We start from the raw sequence: 15,395 nt of genomic DNA, 5'->3' as shown, positions 1-15,395 counted from the left end.
CCCCCAGCACGCCAGTAGCGACACCTGGCAGCGAGCACCCCCCGTTGTGCTGTATTGTTTTCCACGTCGCCGGGACACCGGGGACAAGGTCAAGAAGCCGAAGACCGGAGGCCGCAGGGCAACCAGTCGGAGGCGTCAGGACCACGGGACGTGGCGCAGCTTGGTAGCGCACTTGACTGGGGGTCAAGGGGTCGCAGGTTCAAATCCTGTCGTCCCGACTTCGGACTGATGTCCATAGTCGCAGGTCAGAGGCCGTATCCGGATTCATGGATGCGGCCTTTCGCCGTTCTCGGGTGCTGCTTCTGGGAGCATCAGGCTGGGAGTGTTGGGAGTAAATGGGAGCGATGTGCTCCCAGTCTGCTCCCAGAGGTCAATGCGACGCCGGTGTACGTCACCCGATCAGGTCGAGTTCGGGAAGATCTTTTCGCGATCGACGGGGGCGCGGGGCGCTTCCTGGGGTGCGTGGGTGTTCACGCGCAACGGGTGGCAGGGCGCCAACCTGCTGCTCCCAGAGTCCTTTGACTGGGAGCAGCGTTACCCGTCAACAGATTCGGACCTCAGGGCTGGGAGCGCCCTTGTCCGAGGGATGTTTGGCGGCTCGTCAAGGGCGGCCTTCTCGGTCCGCTGCCGTTCGGGGCTGTTCGCCGCGGTTCAGCATGTGGCTGCGGAGCGGACTGGGAGTGGGGTTCGTCCGCATGCGGCGCTGAAGGGTGCCGTAGGGAGACCGGCGCTGCTTCGAACAGAGAGTCCTGGACTGCCGCCTGCCCGGCAGCGTGGTCGCCTTGTCCGAGTTCCTGCTTCTGCGCCGGGTGCCTGCTGCCAGACTGCAGCGTGTGACGATTCAAGAGAGCTCGCCGTTCCCGCAGGATGCTGCTCAGGCTGGCATACAGGACTCACGAGCGTTGGCGGCGATGCACTCGCGCCGCAACACGTTCCGCACGTGGGATCTCCCGCGCGAGGCCATGAGCAAGATACCGCGCGAGTGGCGGATTCAGACCGGTCTTACGCAGCAGGTCCCCGGTGACCTTGCCCCGTTCGTGGAGTGGTTCAACAAGCAGCCGGAGGCGCGAGAGCGCTTCCGATGGGCGCTGCGTGACTCCCTTGATGAGTTGCTCGATGGGCAGCGGACGGGGCGCTGGGCGTACCAGCACCTGACGAAGACCGAGAAGACGTATCTCGGCACGGCCGTCGAGGTGAACCTCACCAAGGAGTTCGACATCGCCAACGGCGAGGACCTCGACTGGTCCATCGCCGGCCTCGACATCGACTGCAAGTTCTCAAAGGATCTCGGCGGCTGGGAGATCCCGATGGAGATGTATCTCTGCGCCGACCACGGCAAGCGGGGTGGTCATACCAACCATGCTGCGGTCGTGACCTGGATGAACGACGACACGAGCGAGTGGGCCGCCGGCATCGTGCGGATCACCGATGAGCGCCTGCGCTGGAAGAAGGAGCTGGACGCAAACGGCGACCGCGTCCGTGCATACAACCGAGACAACAAGCGCAAGCTCTCCGACCGCGCCAAGTCTGAGGTGTACTGGCTCTGGGGTGGCCTCCAGACAGATCTGCCGACGAACCTGCTGCGCCACCTGGATCCCGAAGCACGCGAGCGGATCCTCACAGCATCGCTGCCGCGCCGACCCTCGTCGGGCCAGCAGCGGCTGAACCAGCTGTTCCGCGAGGTGCAAGACCGGATCGTCGGCCGACAGACCGTGCTGACCGTCGGCCAGCAGGACGACTCGCCGAAGCGTGCCCGCGGCGCACGGGAGCATCTGCGCCCGGAAGGTATCGTCGTGCTGGGCCATCAAGGGTCACATCCACACGCCGCCCGTGCGCTCGAACTGCCAGTACCGATCAAGGGCGAGTGGATCTCCACCCGCCTCGTTCCTGTCTCCCGTGACGATGCTCGACCGAAGTTCTCACTGGACGGCCAGTTCTGGGCACGCGCTTGTGGGAATGAGCCGACGAATCCTGCGCCTGATCTTCCTGATAGCCGAAAGATCGATGGGCCAATGGATTGAACAAGTAAGGGGCGTTCCTGAGGATCGGGTGTCAGACCTGTTGCCGGGCCGTGGTTCGCGGAACCACACGCTGTGCGCGCCCCGGACCGGGACAGGTGTGGACGGGTCATTTGGCTTGCATCGAGAGCTCCCTGACCAGCACAAACAGGTTCCAGCGCGACCTGGGGCTGTTTGGCGGTTCGTCAAGGGTGGCTTTCTCGGTCTGCTGCTGTTCGGGGCTGTCCGCCGCGGTTCAGCATGTGGCTGCGGAGCGGACTGGGTGCGGGGTTCGTCCGCCTACGGTGCTGAAGGGTTCCGTAGGGAGACCGGCGCTGCTTCGAACAGAGAGTCCTGGACTGCTGCCTGCCTGGCAGGGTGGTCGCCTTGTCCGAGTTCCTGCTGCTGCGCCGGGTGCCCGGGCAGGGGGACGCGCTGCATGGAACCTTCGCAGAGCACAAGGCGGCGGGATTCGCGCTTGTGGTCGACGACGGCGCCGACCCCGATCGCCTCGATGGGGGTCACGGCGATCGTGCGCCCGCACACAGGGCATGCGATCCGTGGGAGTTTCATGCGGACCATAGTGCCGGAAGTTTCTGACAGACCGACAACCGCGCTGATCAGGTGCTGGCGGCTCTGCCCGCGAGGGGCGTGGCGTTGCTATGGACCTGGGTGTTCTGCGCATTCGCCGCCTGCCAGCGGTCGATCAGCGGGCCGAGGTCTGGGTGGTCGCTTGCGTTGTCGCGTGGTTGGTATCCGATGTCATCCCAGCCGGCGTCAGGCCACCAGCGGGCGTTGTTGGCGGAGGTGCCGTAGACCAGGGTGTACGGGTTGGCCAGAGGAGCGGTGGCGGCGGAGCGCAGGAGGGCTGCGCCGTCGCGGGGGCTGAGCCAGGTGTGGCGGTGGCGGGGTTCTGTGGGCTGTTCGCGGAAGGAGCCGATGCGGACGGCAACAACTTCGAGGTTGTGCTTGTGGGCGTACAGGTAGCCGAGGTGTTCCCCGGCGAGCTTGCTGACGGCATAGAAGGTATCCGGCGCAGGGTTGGTGTCCGGGCCGAGCGCGCGGTTGACCGGGTGGAGGCCTACGGCGTGGTGGCTGCTGGCCAGGACCACGCGGGGAACTCCGGTCCGGCGCGCTGCTTCGAGTACGTGGTAGGTGCCGAGGATGTTGTTCTCGCAGAGGTCGGGGAACGGGGCCTCCTGGGTGATGCCGGCGAGGTGGATGACGGCTGTCGCGCCGGCGAGCGCGGCTGTGACCGCCGCGAGGTTGCGGATGTCGACCTGGAGACTCTCCACGCAAGGAGGGGCCTGCTCTGGGACTTGCAGGTCCAGGGCCCGGATCGGATGCCCATCGGATACCAGTGCGTTGATGAGAGCGGTGCCGATGGTGCCTGCGCTGCCGGTGATGACGAGGTACAAGACTGCCTCGCTTCCAGAGGAAGTACTGCTGGCGGATCGGCAAGAGCGGCAGTTCAGTTGAGAGCTTCGTTCCCGTGCTTCGGGTCCCGGCCATCCAGGTACGGCGACGGCGGGAGCGGGGGCCGAGCGTTCAGGGGCGGGATACGCCCTGTTCGAGGTAGTCAGTACGAGAGCTTTCTCTGGCGTTGATCGCTGCATGGACGCGGCGGGCGAGGCGGGGGATCAGGAGGCTGTCGAGATCATCGGCACGGTGAAAGGCGTAGTCGCCAATCTCGGTGGCATCGGGGATGATCTGCTCGCGGAGATCGTCGGCAAGCACACCGCCGTCGAAGACGAACAGCAGCTTGTCGCCCTCTCGCGGGTGAGGCGCCCAGTCGGCCACCAGCAGCTGGCCGATCGGGGGCTTGATGCCGAGCTCCTCAAGGACCTCGCGTGTCGCACCCTCCACGGGTGTCTCACCCGGGTGAACGTAGCCGCCGGGGATCTCCCAGCCCTCCTTGTAGGTGGGCTTGACCAGCAGGACGTGTCCAGATGTGTTGAAGAAGAGCACACCGGCGGCGACGCGGGGCTGGGCGACTGCTTCGGCGGACTGGGTGTCGGTCATCCTTGTGACTGTAGCGGGTCGGGCATCGCTATTCGACGATCTTCAGGCGCTGTGCGAGACCGGCCAACTCCGGTCTCGGCCTTCCTCGCTGGGCACGTATCCAGGTGGCGACCAGTTTCTGGGGGATGAAATGGTGGCGGACCTGGTCGGGTGCGAGCCGCTCGGCATCGAGGAGGATCTGGACGGCGGCATTGACCTCATGGCGGGCGTGATGGGCCCGGGCCAGCTCCAGCCGGTGCCGCACCTGTCGTTCGACGGGGAGGCTGCTCACGTCAATCTGCGGACCGATGTCCAGAGCGACCTGTAGATCGCCGAGCTCCATGGCTGTTGAGACGCGATGGATGGCGACGTTGGTGGGGCCGAAGGCAGTCCAGAGGTGGTTGGCGTCGGTCCCGAGCCGTTCGGCGGCTTGCGACGATTCCGCCAGCCAGCCCCGGACACCGATCCGGTCGCCTGAGCGGGCCGCGGCCATGCTCCCTACGAAGAGGAGCGTGCCGTAGACCGACAGGCCGGCGGGGGAGTTGAGGCCGTCGGCATTTCGCAGATAGCAAGCGGCATCCGTGACGAGGTCCTGTGCTGCGGTGAGGCGGCCGGAGCCGAGGAGGCAGTGCGCCACGGACCGGAAGAGCGAACCGATGACGAACTCGTCGCCGGAGAGGTGTGCAGCTGACAGGCCGCGATCGGCGGCGATCCAAGCGAGCTCCGCTTCCCCGGTCCGAGTCAGCACGGTGGCCGTGAGCTGGTGGACCATGGCCAGGAGCGCGTAGGCGCGCAGCTGTTCGTCTCCTGAGTGCTCCTTCGCCGCGTGATGCGCATCGGCGAGGAGCTTGGCGAGGCCTGGAGCGATCGTTGAGTAGCGGGCGTCCTGGGTGGCGTCCCACGCTGTCCGGAGACGCGTCCCGAGGGTGTTGAGGTCGATTGGCGCCTCGTCCGCGGGACGACGGAGAAGCGGCGAGACCGTGCGGTAGTCCGTGAGGGACTCCCGTACCGAGGCCAAAGCATCAGCCAGGTCTGCCCGTCGGTGGCCGACGGCGGCTTGATCTCCCAGCAGGTCGTGTAGCTGGACGCCGAGCGCGTCGGCCAGGTTCCGGATCACCGAGAGACGATCGAGGGCGATGCGGTTGTTCTCGACCTTGCTGAGCCAGTCTGCGGTCCGCCCGACAAGGCCGGCCAGTGCCTCCTGGGGGATGCCCCGGCGTCGTCGGTACCAGGCGATGCGATCGCCAATGCCTAACTCTGCTGTCACTTCATGAGCCCCCCGGCGTGCCGCCAGGGCCTTGGTGAGGACCCCGGAAGAACTTTCCGGGTCGAAGCCTCCCGTCGGCCGTAGCGTTCTGAATCGGACTTCGGAACTGACGAATCGTTCGCTCTCAGTCTAGGGCGGATGCAGATGGTCGCGTCACTCATAAACGCTCATAGCCGCGAAAGGAGTTGAGAGCGATCGTGATGGGGGCGGGGACACCGTCGGGAGAGCCGTGTCCTCGCCCGCCCCCACTCTTGGGGCGGCCACCGTAATGCGATGAGGAGGCGAGCAGGTGCTGCTGCGAACGACGACCACTGGGTACGGCACCGCTCCGACGCTGTCCCAGTTGCACGAGCCGGAGGTAGAGCCCCTGCTGGTACGGGAGATTCCCGCCGGGCTGGCGGCCGCGCGAACCGCGAGGCTGGAGGCCCGCGGCAGGTTCGACGGGGAGATCTCCCCGGAGGCCGTTGACGACCTGGAGCTGGTCCTCACCGAGCTTGTCTCGAACGCCAGCAAGGTCACGGAGGACGATGCCACGGTACTTCTGCGCATCCGGCCGGCGGACGATGCGCTGCTCGTCGAGGTCGTTGACGGCTGCCCGGCCGCACCCGAGGCTCGCTGTCCTTCCGAGGAGGACGAGGACGGCCGGGGCCTGCTACTCGTGGAACGGCTCTGTACGTCGTGGGGCTGGCACTGGTCGGACACAGGGAAAACCGTGTGGGCAACGCTGCCGACCGCGCCGTGCAAGGTGTCCGGCCTGGACATCGGCCACTGATCTTTCCTTGGCCGGTAGACGTGTGAGGGCGGGCAGGAGAGCCCTCAACGGGGCTCGCTGCAGCCCGTCGCCCCCACCTCGGTCAGTTGAAGGCAGGATCCGGCGCGTCCGTCGTTCGGACGCCAGTCGTGTCCTGTCCCCATCAGCGTCGCGGCATTTCTCGCAAGTCATGAGTGCTGCTCTGAAGCCAGAAAGGACCAGGAAACGTGAGGTTATCGATCATCACCGATGAGATCTCCCAGGACCCGGCGGTAGCCGTCAAGTTCGCGGTCGAGCGAGGGGTCCGGCAGGTTGCCGTGCGCTCGGTCTGGGGCAAGAACATCCTGCAGTGCGACGGCTCGGACATCGAGCGGCTCGTCGAGCTCTTCGGCCGGTACGACGTGGCCGTCACGTCGGTCATGTCGCCCCTCTTCAAGTGCCCGCCCGCGAGCGGCGGCGAGTCGGCGCCGGTGGATCCGCACTTCGTCGGCTTCCCGCCCGTTCTGGAGGCCCACCTGGAGGCCGCCCACCGGTTGCCGGCGATCGCTGCCGCGCTCGGGGCGCCGACTGTGCGGATCTTCACCTTCCTCGCGGCGAGTGCTGGGGACAGCGTGTCCGTACAGGCGGCCGAGCTGATCCGGCAGACCGTTCAGGACTGGCTGGTCTCCGCGGCGGTGGAGAACGAGTACGTCTGCCATGTCCGGACGCTTCCGGAGCTTGAGGACTTCACGGAGGCGCTCGGTCTCGCCGCGATCGTCGACCCGTGCAACCACCTTATTGCGGCCGGCTACGACGGCCTCGACCGGCTGAGCGAGAAGCTGGCCGCTCGCACGGTCGACGTGCATGTGAAGGACCGCCAGGGGAGTCGGTACGTGCCGGTGGGCCAGGGAGACCTTCATTGGGCCCAGATCTTCGAAAGGCTCCGAAGCCTCGGCTACACGGGCACGGTCACGCTGGAGTCGCACCTTCGCGGCGACCTGGAGGGGATCGACCGCTCGATCACCGCGCTGCGCGAGTGGGTGGCCCTGTGACAGCGATCGTGACGACCGCCGAAGTACTCCCTGCAGAAGACACTGCCGCGCCCTTCACCCCGGTGGGGCTGGTGATCGTGGGCTATGGCCGGTGGGGTGCCAACCACGCCCGCGCGGCTTCAGCGGCACACGGCATCGCGCTGCAGGGTGTCGTCGACCCCCGGCCCTCCGCTCGGGACGCCGCCCAGCAGAGCTGCGGAGTTCCGGCGTTCGCAAGTCTGGAGCAGGCCCTGAACGACCGCGGTATTGAGGCCGTCGTGATCGCCACCCCGGCCGCCACCCATACCGAAGTGGTACGCGAGGCCCTGCACTCCGGCCGCCACGTACTCGTCGAGAAGCCGGCGGCGATGAGCCTTGCCGAGGCCCGTGCGATCGCGGCCGAGGCGGATTCACGGGGAGTGCAGCTCTCTGCTGGCCACACCTTCCTCTACACCCAGCCGGTACGGAACCTGGCACGCTGGCTGCGGGAGGCGGCACCCAGCCGGCCTTGGCTGGTGCGGAGTGAGCGGCTCGGTGGCCAACGGCGCGAGGACTGCGACGTGCTGTGGAACTTCGGTCCGCATGACGTGTCGATCCTGCTGCACCTGCTCGCAGAGCCAGTGGCCGAGGTAACGGCCCGAGGGCACCGCTTCCCCGGCGGCCGACACCTCGACGGGGTCACGCTCGACCTCGGTTTCGCATCAGGTGTCCGCGGTGAGGTCTACCTCGGCTGGAGGCACCCGGGCGCCAAGCGGTCGCTGCGCCTCCTGGGCGAGGACTGGGCGATCAAGTACCGCCATGGCCATCTGGACGGCGAAGACACGCTGACCCGATCGGGGCCGCAGGGACCGCGGCAGATCGACGACCTGCTCGCCGAGGGCTGCCAGCAGAGCCCGCGCGGCGGGCTCCACGGCTACCGGGAGCCGCTGAAGGCCGAGCTGGAGGAGTTCGCGCTGGCCTGCCGCAGCGGCAAGCCGACCGTCACCGGACCGGAGCACCTGGTGGCCGTGACGAGCGTGCTGGAGGCCGCCGCCCGCTCCGCCGAGCTCGGAGGCCGCATGCTCACACCTGAACCGGCCCGCAGGCCTCGAAGCGCCAGGTCAGCATCGGCTGCGTTCGAGCCGGCCGGTCAGACCGAGCAGCGGCACTGAGAGGAGATGGCCGTGGACATTCTGGGCGTCAATCTCACCCGGACCTCGACCGGCGTCGACCTCTACGACGGTGCCGCAGTGCTGCTCCGCAGCGGCGTCCCCGTGGCCGCGATCGCAGAGGAACGGCTCACGCGGGCCAAGCACTGCGGCTCCGTCCGGCTGGCCAGCCGGTACTGCCTCGACGCGGCCGGCACCGACATCCGCTCCGTCGACCAAGTCGCGGTGAGCATCTGCTGCGACGTGCCGCCGTCGGCGGACTGGGCGGCGCAGGAGCTGCGGAACCAGGGACTCGACGTACGGGACGACCAGATTGTCGTCGTCCCCTCCCACCATCTCTCTCACGCCGCCAGCGCCTTCCTCGCCAGCCCGTTCCAGCACGCGATCACCGTGGTGGCCGACAACGAGGGAAACATCCTTTCGCCCCGGACCAGGCAGAACTACTGGCTCAACCGCCTGGAGCGGACGAGCGTCTGGCTCTGCCGAGGTGGACCGGACAACAGGTTCCAGCAGATCGCCAGCCATGGCGACGGACCCAACGAGATCTCGCTCGGCGGGGCTTACAACTACATCACCAAGTGGCTCGGCTTCTCCAGCTACCACGACGCCGGACAGACGATGGCCCTTGCCGCTCATTCGACCGGCAAGTGGGAAGGCATTGAGCTCTTCACGTGGGACGAGGAACGGCTGCGATGCCGTTTGCCCCAGCGCCACCACGCGAAGAGGCAGGCTGTCGCCGAATGGCTCGCCGCCGAGGTCGGCATTCCGTACGACGAAGGGCGCGATCCCGGCGGACCGATCACCAACCTGCACCACGAGGTCGCCGGCCTTGTCCAGTCCGCGCTGGAGCGAGCCCTCATCGACCTGGTGCGCCGCTCGGTGGAAGCGACCGGCATCAGAACGGTCTGCCTCGCAGGTGGTACAGCGCTGAATTGCGTTGCCAACCACAGGATTGCCTGTGAGCTCGGCCTCGAAGGGCTCTTCGTCCAGCCCGCCGCATCGGACGTCGGCCAGGCTCTCGGAAACGCTCTCTGGACATGGCACTGCCACCTCGGAAAGCCGCGATTGTGGAACATGTGCAGCACCGAACTCGGGCGCTGGTACTCAGCTGCCGAGGTCAGGCGCGCTGTCAGCGGCTTCGGTGCGAGGGTCCGGGTCGAGCCCTGTGCGGACCTCCCCGGTGCCGCCGCGGCCATGCTTGCCGAAGGGCAGATCATCGGGTGGCACCAGGGCGGCAGTGAGTACGGGATAAGGGCGCTCGGACACCGCAGCATCCTGGGCGATCCCAGGCGACCGGAGACCAAGGCCCGCCTGGACCTCGACATCAAGTGCCGTGAGCCTTTCCGCCCGTACGCTCCGAGCGTGACTGCCGGCGCGGCGTCCGACTGGTTCGACCTCCTGCCCAGCGAGCTCGCGCCGGGCGCTCCCGCCTCCTTCATGCTGCAGGCCACACGCGTGAGGCCCGCGGTTCGGCAGCGAATCCCCGCGGTCGTCCACGTTGACGGATCGGCCCGAGTCCACGTCGTACGCCCGGAGACCAACCCCGGATACCACGCTCTGCTCCAACGGTTCGGGCTGCTGACCGGCGTCCCGGTCCTCCTCAACACCTCCTTCAATGCCGCCGGGAACCCGATCGTGGAGACCCCGGCCGACGCCATCGCCGAGTTCCTCGACATGGGCCTGGACGCCCTTGTCCTCGACGACCTCCTCATCACCCGCCGGTAAATCCGCTCCGCGAGCGAACATCCAGCAGCAACTCCCTTGGAGCCGCCATGGAACCCACATTCAGGATCGAAGCGGACGGATGCGGTTCGTGCACCCCTCCGACCGCCACGACTCACGCGCAGGTGCTCCTCCCGATCCCGCGCGTCCGGCCGGCCACCACCGTAGACACCGACGGCTACGGCCGCGACGGCCTTCCGATCCTCAGCGGCAGCAGCATCGCCACCACACAGGTGTACCCCGGCGCCGACGCCCTTCCCGCCGCGCCGGTCCGCTACACCGGGCCGCAGGCCGAGACCAACACCCAGCTCCTCTACCTCGGCGGTGGAGCCTGGTGCCTCAACAACGCCCTGCGGCAGGAACAGCTGTACGGCGGACGCATCCTGCGGGACACCTTCGAGGACATCCAAGCCGACCGGCAGCCCGCCGACCCCGTGCTCGCCCAGGCGATGCAGACGCACGGCTTCGTCACACCAGCGGGCGGTCACGCAGAGACGTTCCACCGGTCGCTGATGCGGCAGGAGGACAGCAAGACGGAGATGGAGGTCTCCTTCACCCTGCTGCGCATCCTGCTGACGGACGTCTGCAACCTCTCCTGCTCGTACTGCAAGGTCATCCCCAACGTGCTCGCGCCGCAAGCGGAGCCCACCGATGCCGACCGGCTGGCCGAGGTCATCCAGTTCTTCTTCACGCACTCCGAAGTCGACCGGCCGAAGATCATCCACATCACCGGCGGCGAGCCGACGCTGTTCTTCCACCAGGTCCGGCACATCGTCGAGACCGCCGAACGGGCTGCCCGCCCGGGAGAGAACTTCTGGTTCGTCATCGGCACCAACGCCACGCTGATCCGCGAACGCCAGGCCGCTTTCCTCGCCGAACACGACGTCAAGTGCATCGTGTCCATGGACGGCCCGGCCCAGGTACACGACGCCCTCCGCCGCAACCACGGAGGCCGCGGCTCCTGGCGCATGGTTGACGCCGGTGTGCGGCAGCTCAGGAAAGCGGGCGCGGAGGTCTCCCTGTCGATGGTGCTCGGACAGCACAACCTCGACCGCTCCGAAGAGATCATCAGGTGGTTCCTCGACACCTACCAGCCCACTGGGCTCGGCGTGAACTTCATGAAGCCGCCCACCCCCGACCAGAAGGACTTCGACCAGCTGGTCGACCCCGACCGCTACGCCGACCGGATGTACGGCATCCACCAGACCTTCCGGGACCGGGGACTGTTCCTGGAGCTCGTCTACCGGAAGCTCCAGCCGTTCGTGCAGCAGCGCTACCGGTTCCACGACTGCGGCGCGGCCGGCGGCACCAACCTCAACGTCGACGCCAAGGGCAACGTCGGCCCGTGCAAGAGCTTCCTCGTCATGGACCGCCTCTCCATGCGCCAACTCGACGTCGAGGCCTACCGCTCCACCATCGTTGACAAGTGGCGGAAGCGGTCGCCCATCTACTACACGCACTGCGACGGCTGCCAGGCCCGAGGCATGTGCGGCAACGGCTGCGCCTACGACGCCATGGTCCACACCGGCGACGAGATGGCCATCGACCTGCGCAGCTGCCAGTACACCAAGCGCTTCAACCGGCTCTTCATCGACGACCTCTTCCAGCAGGTCAGGCCCCGCGGGTCGATCAACGACACCTGGTGGCACAGGCCGAGCCAGACCGAGCGGCAGCTGCTGTTCGGAGAGGTTTCGGCCCGGCCGCGGACGCTCTCCTATTCCATCGGACACCAGACGCTGGACTGAGCCACCAGGGAGACACAGCCCCATGACCGAAGCACCTGCTCTCGCGCAGCCGACCAGGGACTCCCTGCGGCTGCGCGAGAGCGCCACCGAAGCATTCCGTGACCACGTGCTCCCGGCCATCCGCCGACACCTGCCGGCGATCGAGGACCGGATCGCAGTCGTGATCACTTCCTCGGTCGCCTACGGCGCTGCCGACCAGCACTCCGACCTCGACATGTTCATCATGTTCGAACGCGAGCGGGACTACCTCCGGCATGTCGCCCGCCTTCAGCAGCTGATCGACAGCCTCGACCTCTCCACCCTTTACGGCGAGGTCTGCGACAAGGGCATGCGATTCGAGATCGAGAGCCTTCAACGCGCGGATCTGAGCGCCCTCTTCCACCACCCGGAGCGGCGGGAGAACTGGCACCGGCAGAGTGAGTGGCTCCTCACCTGGTTTCTCGACTCCTATCCCATCCACGATCCGGCTGGGATCCACGCCAGGCTGCTGCGCCGCGCCGGACACTGGCCAGCTGACGTCCTGCAGGCCCGCAAGGACGACGCGCGCACCCGCATTGTCACCTGGAGCGAGACGTCCCGCCGCCTCGCCGACCAGCAGGGGCTGACACTCGCAACCGTCCGCAGTGCTTTTCGGTCCGCTACGGCGTCATTGGAGCTCGCCTACCTGGATGCCGGGCGGTACGCGCCGCACCCCAAGTGGCGGAGTACCTATGCCGAGGCCATGCTGGGCGGCAATCGACGAGCCTCAAGCACGTTCGACGCCCACCGGAGGCTCGCTGGCTACCTCGCCCTGGCGCAGTGGACGGTTCCCGATCTGGAAGCCGTTCTGCTGGAACACAGCGAGTTGCTCGGTCTCGACGGGGCTGGGCCCGCCGTCGGCGGTTGGGCGTCAGCACTGGAGCATCTCGCGACGCCCTACACGGATGACCTCGGCACGATCTGGGTCGCCAAGGACCGGGCACCCGGCAATGCGTTCCACAAAGCTGCTCGCGAAGCAGCCAGGGCCGGTGAGGTCGTCTACCTCGCGTCGGAGCTGGGCTCCGACCGCGTCGTGAGCAGAACATACGACGGGCTCATGCGGACGGCGGAGCCGTTCCGATGGCTGGCTGGCCTCGCCCAGAGGGACAGTGGATCGCTAGGCGTCGAGCTGCAGAAGCGTAGGTGGCGGTTCGTCAACTTCGTCATCTGGAGGAAGCTGCGTGTGGTCGACAAGGCGGCCAAGCGGTGCCAGGTCTTTACCTGCCGGTGGTACCAGCTCCAGGTGATCGACCAGCTGCTCGAAGCCCTGGCCATGCTGGAGGACGGCCACCTCCCGCCCCTGCACCGTTACGGATCCTCGGGCCTGGCCTTCCTGAAAGCCCTGCCGTTCGAGGATGCCGTCTTGCGGCCAGCAGCTCTGGTCGCCGACGTTCGGGAGTTCCTCACCTGGGGGTGGCGGGAGTTCGGCAAGCTCCAGGACACGCTGGTGGAGCGCGGACTGCTGAATCCCGAGGCAGCGCAGGATCCGTTGGCCACGCAGTGGGAGATCCAGTACTGGAAGTACGAGAACCTCTTCATCTGACCTCGGCGAGAGGAGCCGCACGTCATGAAACGGGTCGCCATCCTCGGATCGCCGATCCGCGGGGCGTTGTCTCCCGTCATCCACAGGGCCGCGTACCGGGCGGCCGACCTCGACTGGACCTATGAAGCGATCGAATGCAGTCCCGAGCAACTCGGAGGCTTCCTCGCCGCCCTGGACGACACCTGGGGCGGCTTGTCCCTCACCATGCCGCTCAAACGCACCGCGCTGCCACTGCTCGATGAGCTCACTCCGCTCGCACGCGCCGTCGGTGCGGTGAACACCGTCATCGTGAAGGACGGGCGCAAGGTCGGCGACAACACGGACGTGCACGGCATGGCTGAAGCCATCCGCGAGTCCGGCGTCGAGCGGCCTGCCACGGCGGCCATTCTTGGAGCAGGTGCCACGGCGGCGACAGCACTCGCAGTACTGCGAACACTTGGGTGCTCTGGCGCATCCGTTGTCGCACGGGATCACTCCCGAGCTGGTCCACTTCTGGAGGCCGCTGACAGGCTTGGGGTCTCCGTCGACCTCAAGCCGTGGAACGAAGCCCCTCGGCATCTGGAGGCGGACCTGGTGATCTCGGCTCTACCACCTGGGGCCACAGACGGACTGGCGCGCTGTCGGTTTCCCGCGCCGAAGACCTTGCTCGACGTGCTCTATCAGCCGTGGCCGACACCGCTTGCGCTGGCCGCGGCCAGAGAGGGCACACAGGTCATCGGAGGGCTGCCAATGCTGTTGCACCAGGCCGCGCGCCAGGTCGTCCTTCAGACCGGGTGCCGCGAAGCCCCGATCGAAGCTATGCGCGCTGCCAGCGCGGCTGTCCTCGGCGCATTGAGTTGTTGATCTGATGATCAATCAATCTCGAACATCCGTAGGAGCTGTGGTGAATATTGATGTCACCAGACCGGCGCCAGGTCACTACAATGACCAGGGTGATTGATCTGAAAGCCGCTCGCAAAGCGCCCGACTTCTTCCGCGCCGCCCTCGCCCGGCGGGGCGCGGCTCAGGACTTCGATGACCTTCTCACGGTCGACGCGTCCTGGCGTGAACTTGTGGACCAAGTCGACCGGCTTCGATCTCAGAAGCGCCCCAAGGGCGCGCCGACGCCGGAGCAGATTGAGGAGCTGAAGAAGCTCAAGGAGGAACTGGGCACGGCGGAGGAGGCGCTGGAGAAGCTGAGCACCCGGCGTCAGTGGCTTCTCGACACGATTCCGAACCTCCCGCACCCGACCGCACCTGCCGGGGGTGAGGACGAGGGCGAGATCGTCCGCACCTGGGGCGACATCCCGGAGTTCTCGTTCACGCCCAAGGACCACCTCGAACTGGCCTCGCGCACAGGATGGGTGGACATGAAGCGGGGCGCCAGGCTTTCCGGAGCGCGCTTCGCGTACCGGGTCGGTGACGTCGCTCTGACCGAACAGGCGCTGTACCGCTTCGTGCTGGACAAGGTCATCAGCAAGGGGTTCACCTACCTCCTGCCGCCGGTGCTGGTCAACGAGCGCGCCATGTACGGCACCGGCTACCTGCCCACCGACGAGAGCAACCTCTACCGCCTCGACAAGGACGAGCTGTACCTCAGCGGCACTTCCGAGGTCGCTCTGGGCGGCTTCCACATGGACGAGCGTCTGGAGGAGCACGAGCTGCCGGCCCGCTACACCGCCTTCTCGACGAACTTCCGGCGCGAGGCGGGGTCGGCCGGCAAGGACACCCGCGGGATGTTCCGCGTCCACCAGTTCGACAAGGTCGAGATGTTCGTTTTCTGCCTCCCCGAGGAGTCGGAGCAGATCCACGACGAGATCCTGGCGTACGAGGAAGAGATCATCCAGACGCTCGGCCTGCCGTACCGCGTCGTCAACATCGCCGTCGGCGACTTGGGCAACCCAGCCGCGAAGAAGTACGACATCGAGGCCTGGTTCCCCGCCCAGGAGCGGTACCGCGAGGTGACCTCCTGCTCCAACACGACCGACTACCAAGCCCGTCGGCTCAACGCTCGCGTACGGCGCGAGAACGGCACGGAGTTCCTTCACACGGTCAACGGCACTGGGATCACTGCCAGGGCCCTGCTCGCGGTAATGGAGAACTTCCAGGACGAGCGCGGCGTCGTCGCGGTCCCAGAGGTGCTCCAGCAGTACGGCGCGCCGGCCACGCTCGGCAAGGCCGGCTGATCGGCCCGGAGAGTGCGCGCGCGCAAGC

Annotated in this window: 13 protein-coding genes and 1 tRNA gene; 11 read left to right on the top strand and 3 right to left on the bottom strand. The window is 67.1% G+C overall.

Going from position 1 to position 15,395, the window contains the following annotated elements:
• The first annotated feature begins 144 nt into the window (after positions 1 to 144).
• The 3 genes from ACWDAK_RS16130 (at position 145) to ACWDAK_RS16120 (ending at position 2,597) form a co-directional block, all read left to right on the top strand.
• Positions 145 to 218, top strand: a tRNA-Pro gene (locus ACWDAK_RS16130).
• A gap of 564 nt (positions 219 to 782) precedes the next feature.
• The gene (locus ACWDAK_RS16125) at positions 783 to 2,021 is read left to right on the top strand and encodes a NaeI family type II restriction endonuclease (protein ID WP_427393430.1); all 1,239 of its coding nucleotides are present in this window, start codon (positions 783 to 785) and stop codon (positions 2,019 to 2,021) included.
• Positions 2,022 to 2,384: 363 nt separating this feature from the next.
• On the top strand, positions 2,385 to 2,597 hold the full coding sequence (locus tag ACWDAK_RS16120; protein WP_427393431.1) for a hypothetical protein: 213 nt from the start codon (positions 2,385 to 2,387) through the stop codon (positions 2,595 to 2,597).
• 20 nt (positions 2,598 to 2,617) lie between these two features.
• Here ACWDAK_RS16120 and ACWDAK_RS16115 read toward each other — a convergent pair whose 3' ends face one another.
• Genes ACWDAK_RS16115 through ACWDAK_RS16105 form a run of 3 tightly spaced genes read right to left on the bottom strand, consistent with a single transcriptional unit; the run spans position 2,618 to position 5,265 of the window.
• Entirely contained in the window at positions 2,618 to 3,613 is a 996-nt protein-coding gene (locus ACWDAK_RS16115; protein WP_427393432.1) for an NAD-dependent epimerase/dehydratase family protein, read from the bottom strand.
• A complete protein-coding gene (locus ACWDAK_RS16110; protein ID WP_427393433.1) occupies positions 3,546 to 4,019 on the bottom strand; it encodes an NUDIX domain-containing protein in 474 nt (157 codons plus the stop codon). Before ACWDAK_RS16110 ends, ACWDAK_RS16115 begins: the two co-directional genes overlap by 68 nt.
• A 28-nt stretch (positions 4,020 to 4,047) precedes the next feature.
• Positions 4,048 to 5,265, bottom strand: coding sequence for a helix-turn-helix domain-containing protein (locus ACWDAK_RS16105; RefSeq protein ID WP_427393434.1), 1,218 nt, complete (start codon positions 5,263 to 5,265; stop codon positions 4,048 to 4,050).
• A 289-nt stretch (positions 5,266 to 5,554) separates the two neighbouring features.
• Between ACWDAK_RS16105 and ACWDAK_RS16100 the strand changes: the two genes are divergently transcribed.
• The 8 genes from ACWDAK_RS16100 to serS all read left to right on the top strand — a co-directional run bounded on the left by ACWDAK_RS16100 (position 5,555) and on the right by serS (position 15,367).
• Entirely contained in the window at positions 5,555 to 6,037 is a 483-nt protein-coding gene (locus ACWDAK_RS16100; RefSeq protein WP_449806474.1) for an ATP-binding protein, read from the top strand.
• Positions 6,038 to 6,243: 206 nt separating this feature from the next.
• On the top strand, positions 6,244 to 7,047 hold the full coding sequence (locus ACWDAK_RS16095) for a sugar phosphate isomerase/epimerase family protein (protein WP_427393436.1): 804 nt from the start codon (positions 6,244 to 6,246) through the stop codon (positions 7,045 to 7,047).
• Positions 7,044 to 8,177 carry a Gfo/Idh/MocA family protein gene (locus tag ACWDAK_RS16090; protein ID WP_427393437.1) on the top strand — a complete coding sequence of 378 codons (1,134 nt, stop codon included), beginning with the start codon at positions 7,044 to 7,046 and terminating at the stop codon, positions 8,175 to 8,177. The genes ACWDAK_RS16095 and ACWDAK_RS16090 overlap by 4 nt, the downstream gene beginning before the upstream one ends.
• Positions 8,178 to 8,189: 12 nt before the next feature.
• A complete protein-coding gene (locus tag ACWDAK_RS16085) occupies positions 8,190 to 9,899 on the top strand; it encodes a carbamoyltransferase family protein (RefSeq protein ID WP_427393438.1) in 1,710 nt (569 codons plus the stop codon).
• 122 nt (positions 9,900 to 10,021) lie between these two features.
• Positions 10,022 to 11,641, top strand: a complete 1,620-nt coding sequence (locus ACWDAK_RS16080; protein ID WP_427393439.1) for a radical SAM protein — start codon at positions 10,022 to 10,024, stop codon at positions 11,639 to 11,641.
• Between the two features lie 22 nt (positions 11,642 to 11,663).
• Positions 11,664 to 13,202 carry a hypothetical protein gene (locus tag ACWDAK_RS16075; RefSeq protein ID WP_427393440.1) on the top strand — a complete coding sequence of 513 codons (1,539 nt, stop codon included), beginning with the start codon at positions 11,664 to 11,666 and terminating at the stop codon, positions 13,200 to 13,202.
• A gap of 24 nt (positions 13,203 to 13,226) precedes the next feature.
• Positions 13,227 to 14,045 carry a shikimate dehydrogenase gene (locus tag ACWDAK_RS16070; RefSeq protein WP_427393441.1) on the top strand — a complete coding sequence of 273 codons (819 nt, stop codon included), beginning with the start codon at positions 13,227 to 13,229 and terminating at the stop codon, positions 14,043 to 14,045.
• A gap of 89 nt (positions 14,046 to 14,134) precedes the next feature.
• Complete coding sequence (gene serS / locus ACWDAK_RS16065) at positions 14,135 to 15,367, top strand: serine--tRNA ligase (RefSeq protein WP_427393442.1); 1,233 nt, start codon at positions 14,135 to 14,137, stop codon at positions 15,365 to 15,367.
• Positions 15,368 to 15,395: the final 28 nt, after the last annotated feature.

It is taken from the genome of Kitasatospora sp. NPDC001175 (assembly GCF_053598215.1).
Note: the sequence above shows the minus strand (reverse complement) of the source record. Positions and strands in the feature narration are given on the sequence as shown.

Bases quoted from the DNA above. Each gene is read 5' to 3' on its own strand.
- ACWDAK_RS16070 (WP_427393441.1), top strand. From the start codon at position 13,227: ATGAAACGGGTCGCCATCCTCGGATCGCCGATCCGCGGGGCGTTGTCT.
- ACWDAK_RS16110 (WP_427393433.1), bottom strand. From the start codon at position 4,019: ATGACCGACACCCAGTCCGCCGAAGCAGTCGCCCAGCCCCGCGTCGCC.
- ACWDAK_RS16115 (WP_427393432.1), bottom strand. From the start codon at position 3,613: ATGCAGCGATCAACGCCAGAGAAAGCTCTCGTACTGACTACCTCGAAC.
- ACWDAK_RS16075 (WP_427393440.1), top strand. From the start codon at position 11,664: ATGACCGAAGCACCTGCTCTCGCGCAGCCGACCAGGGACTCCCTGCGG.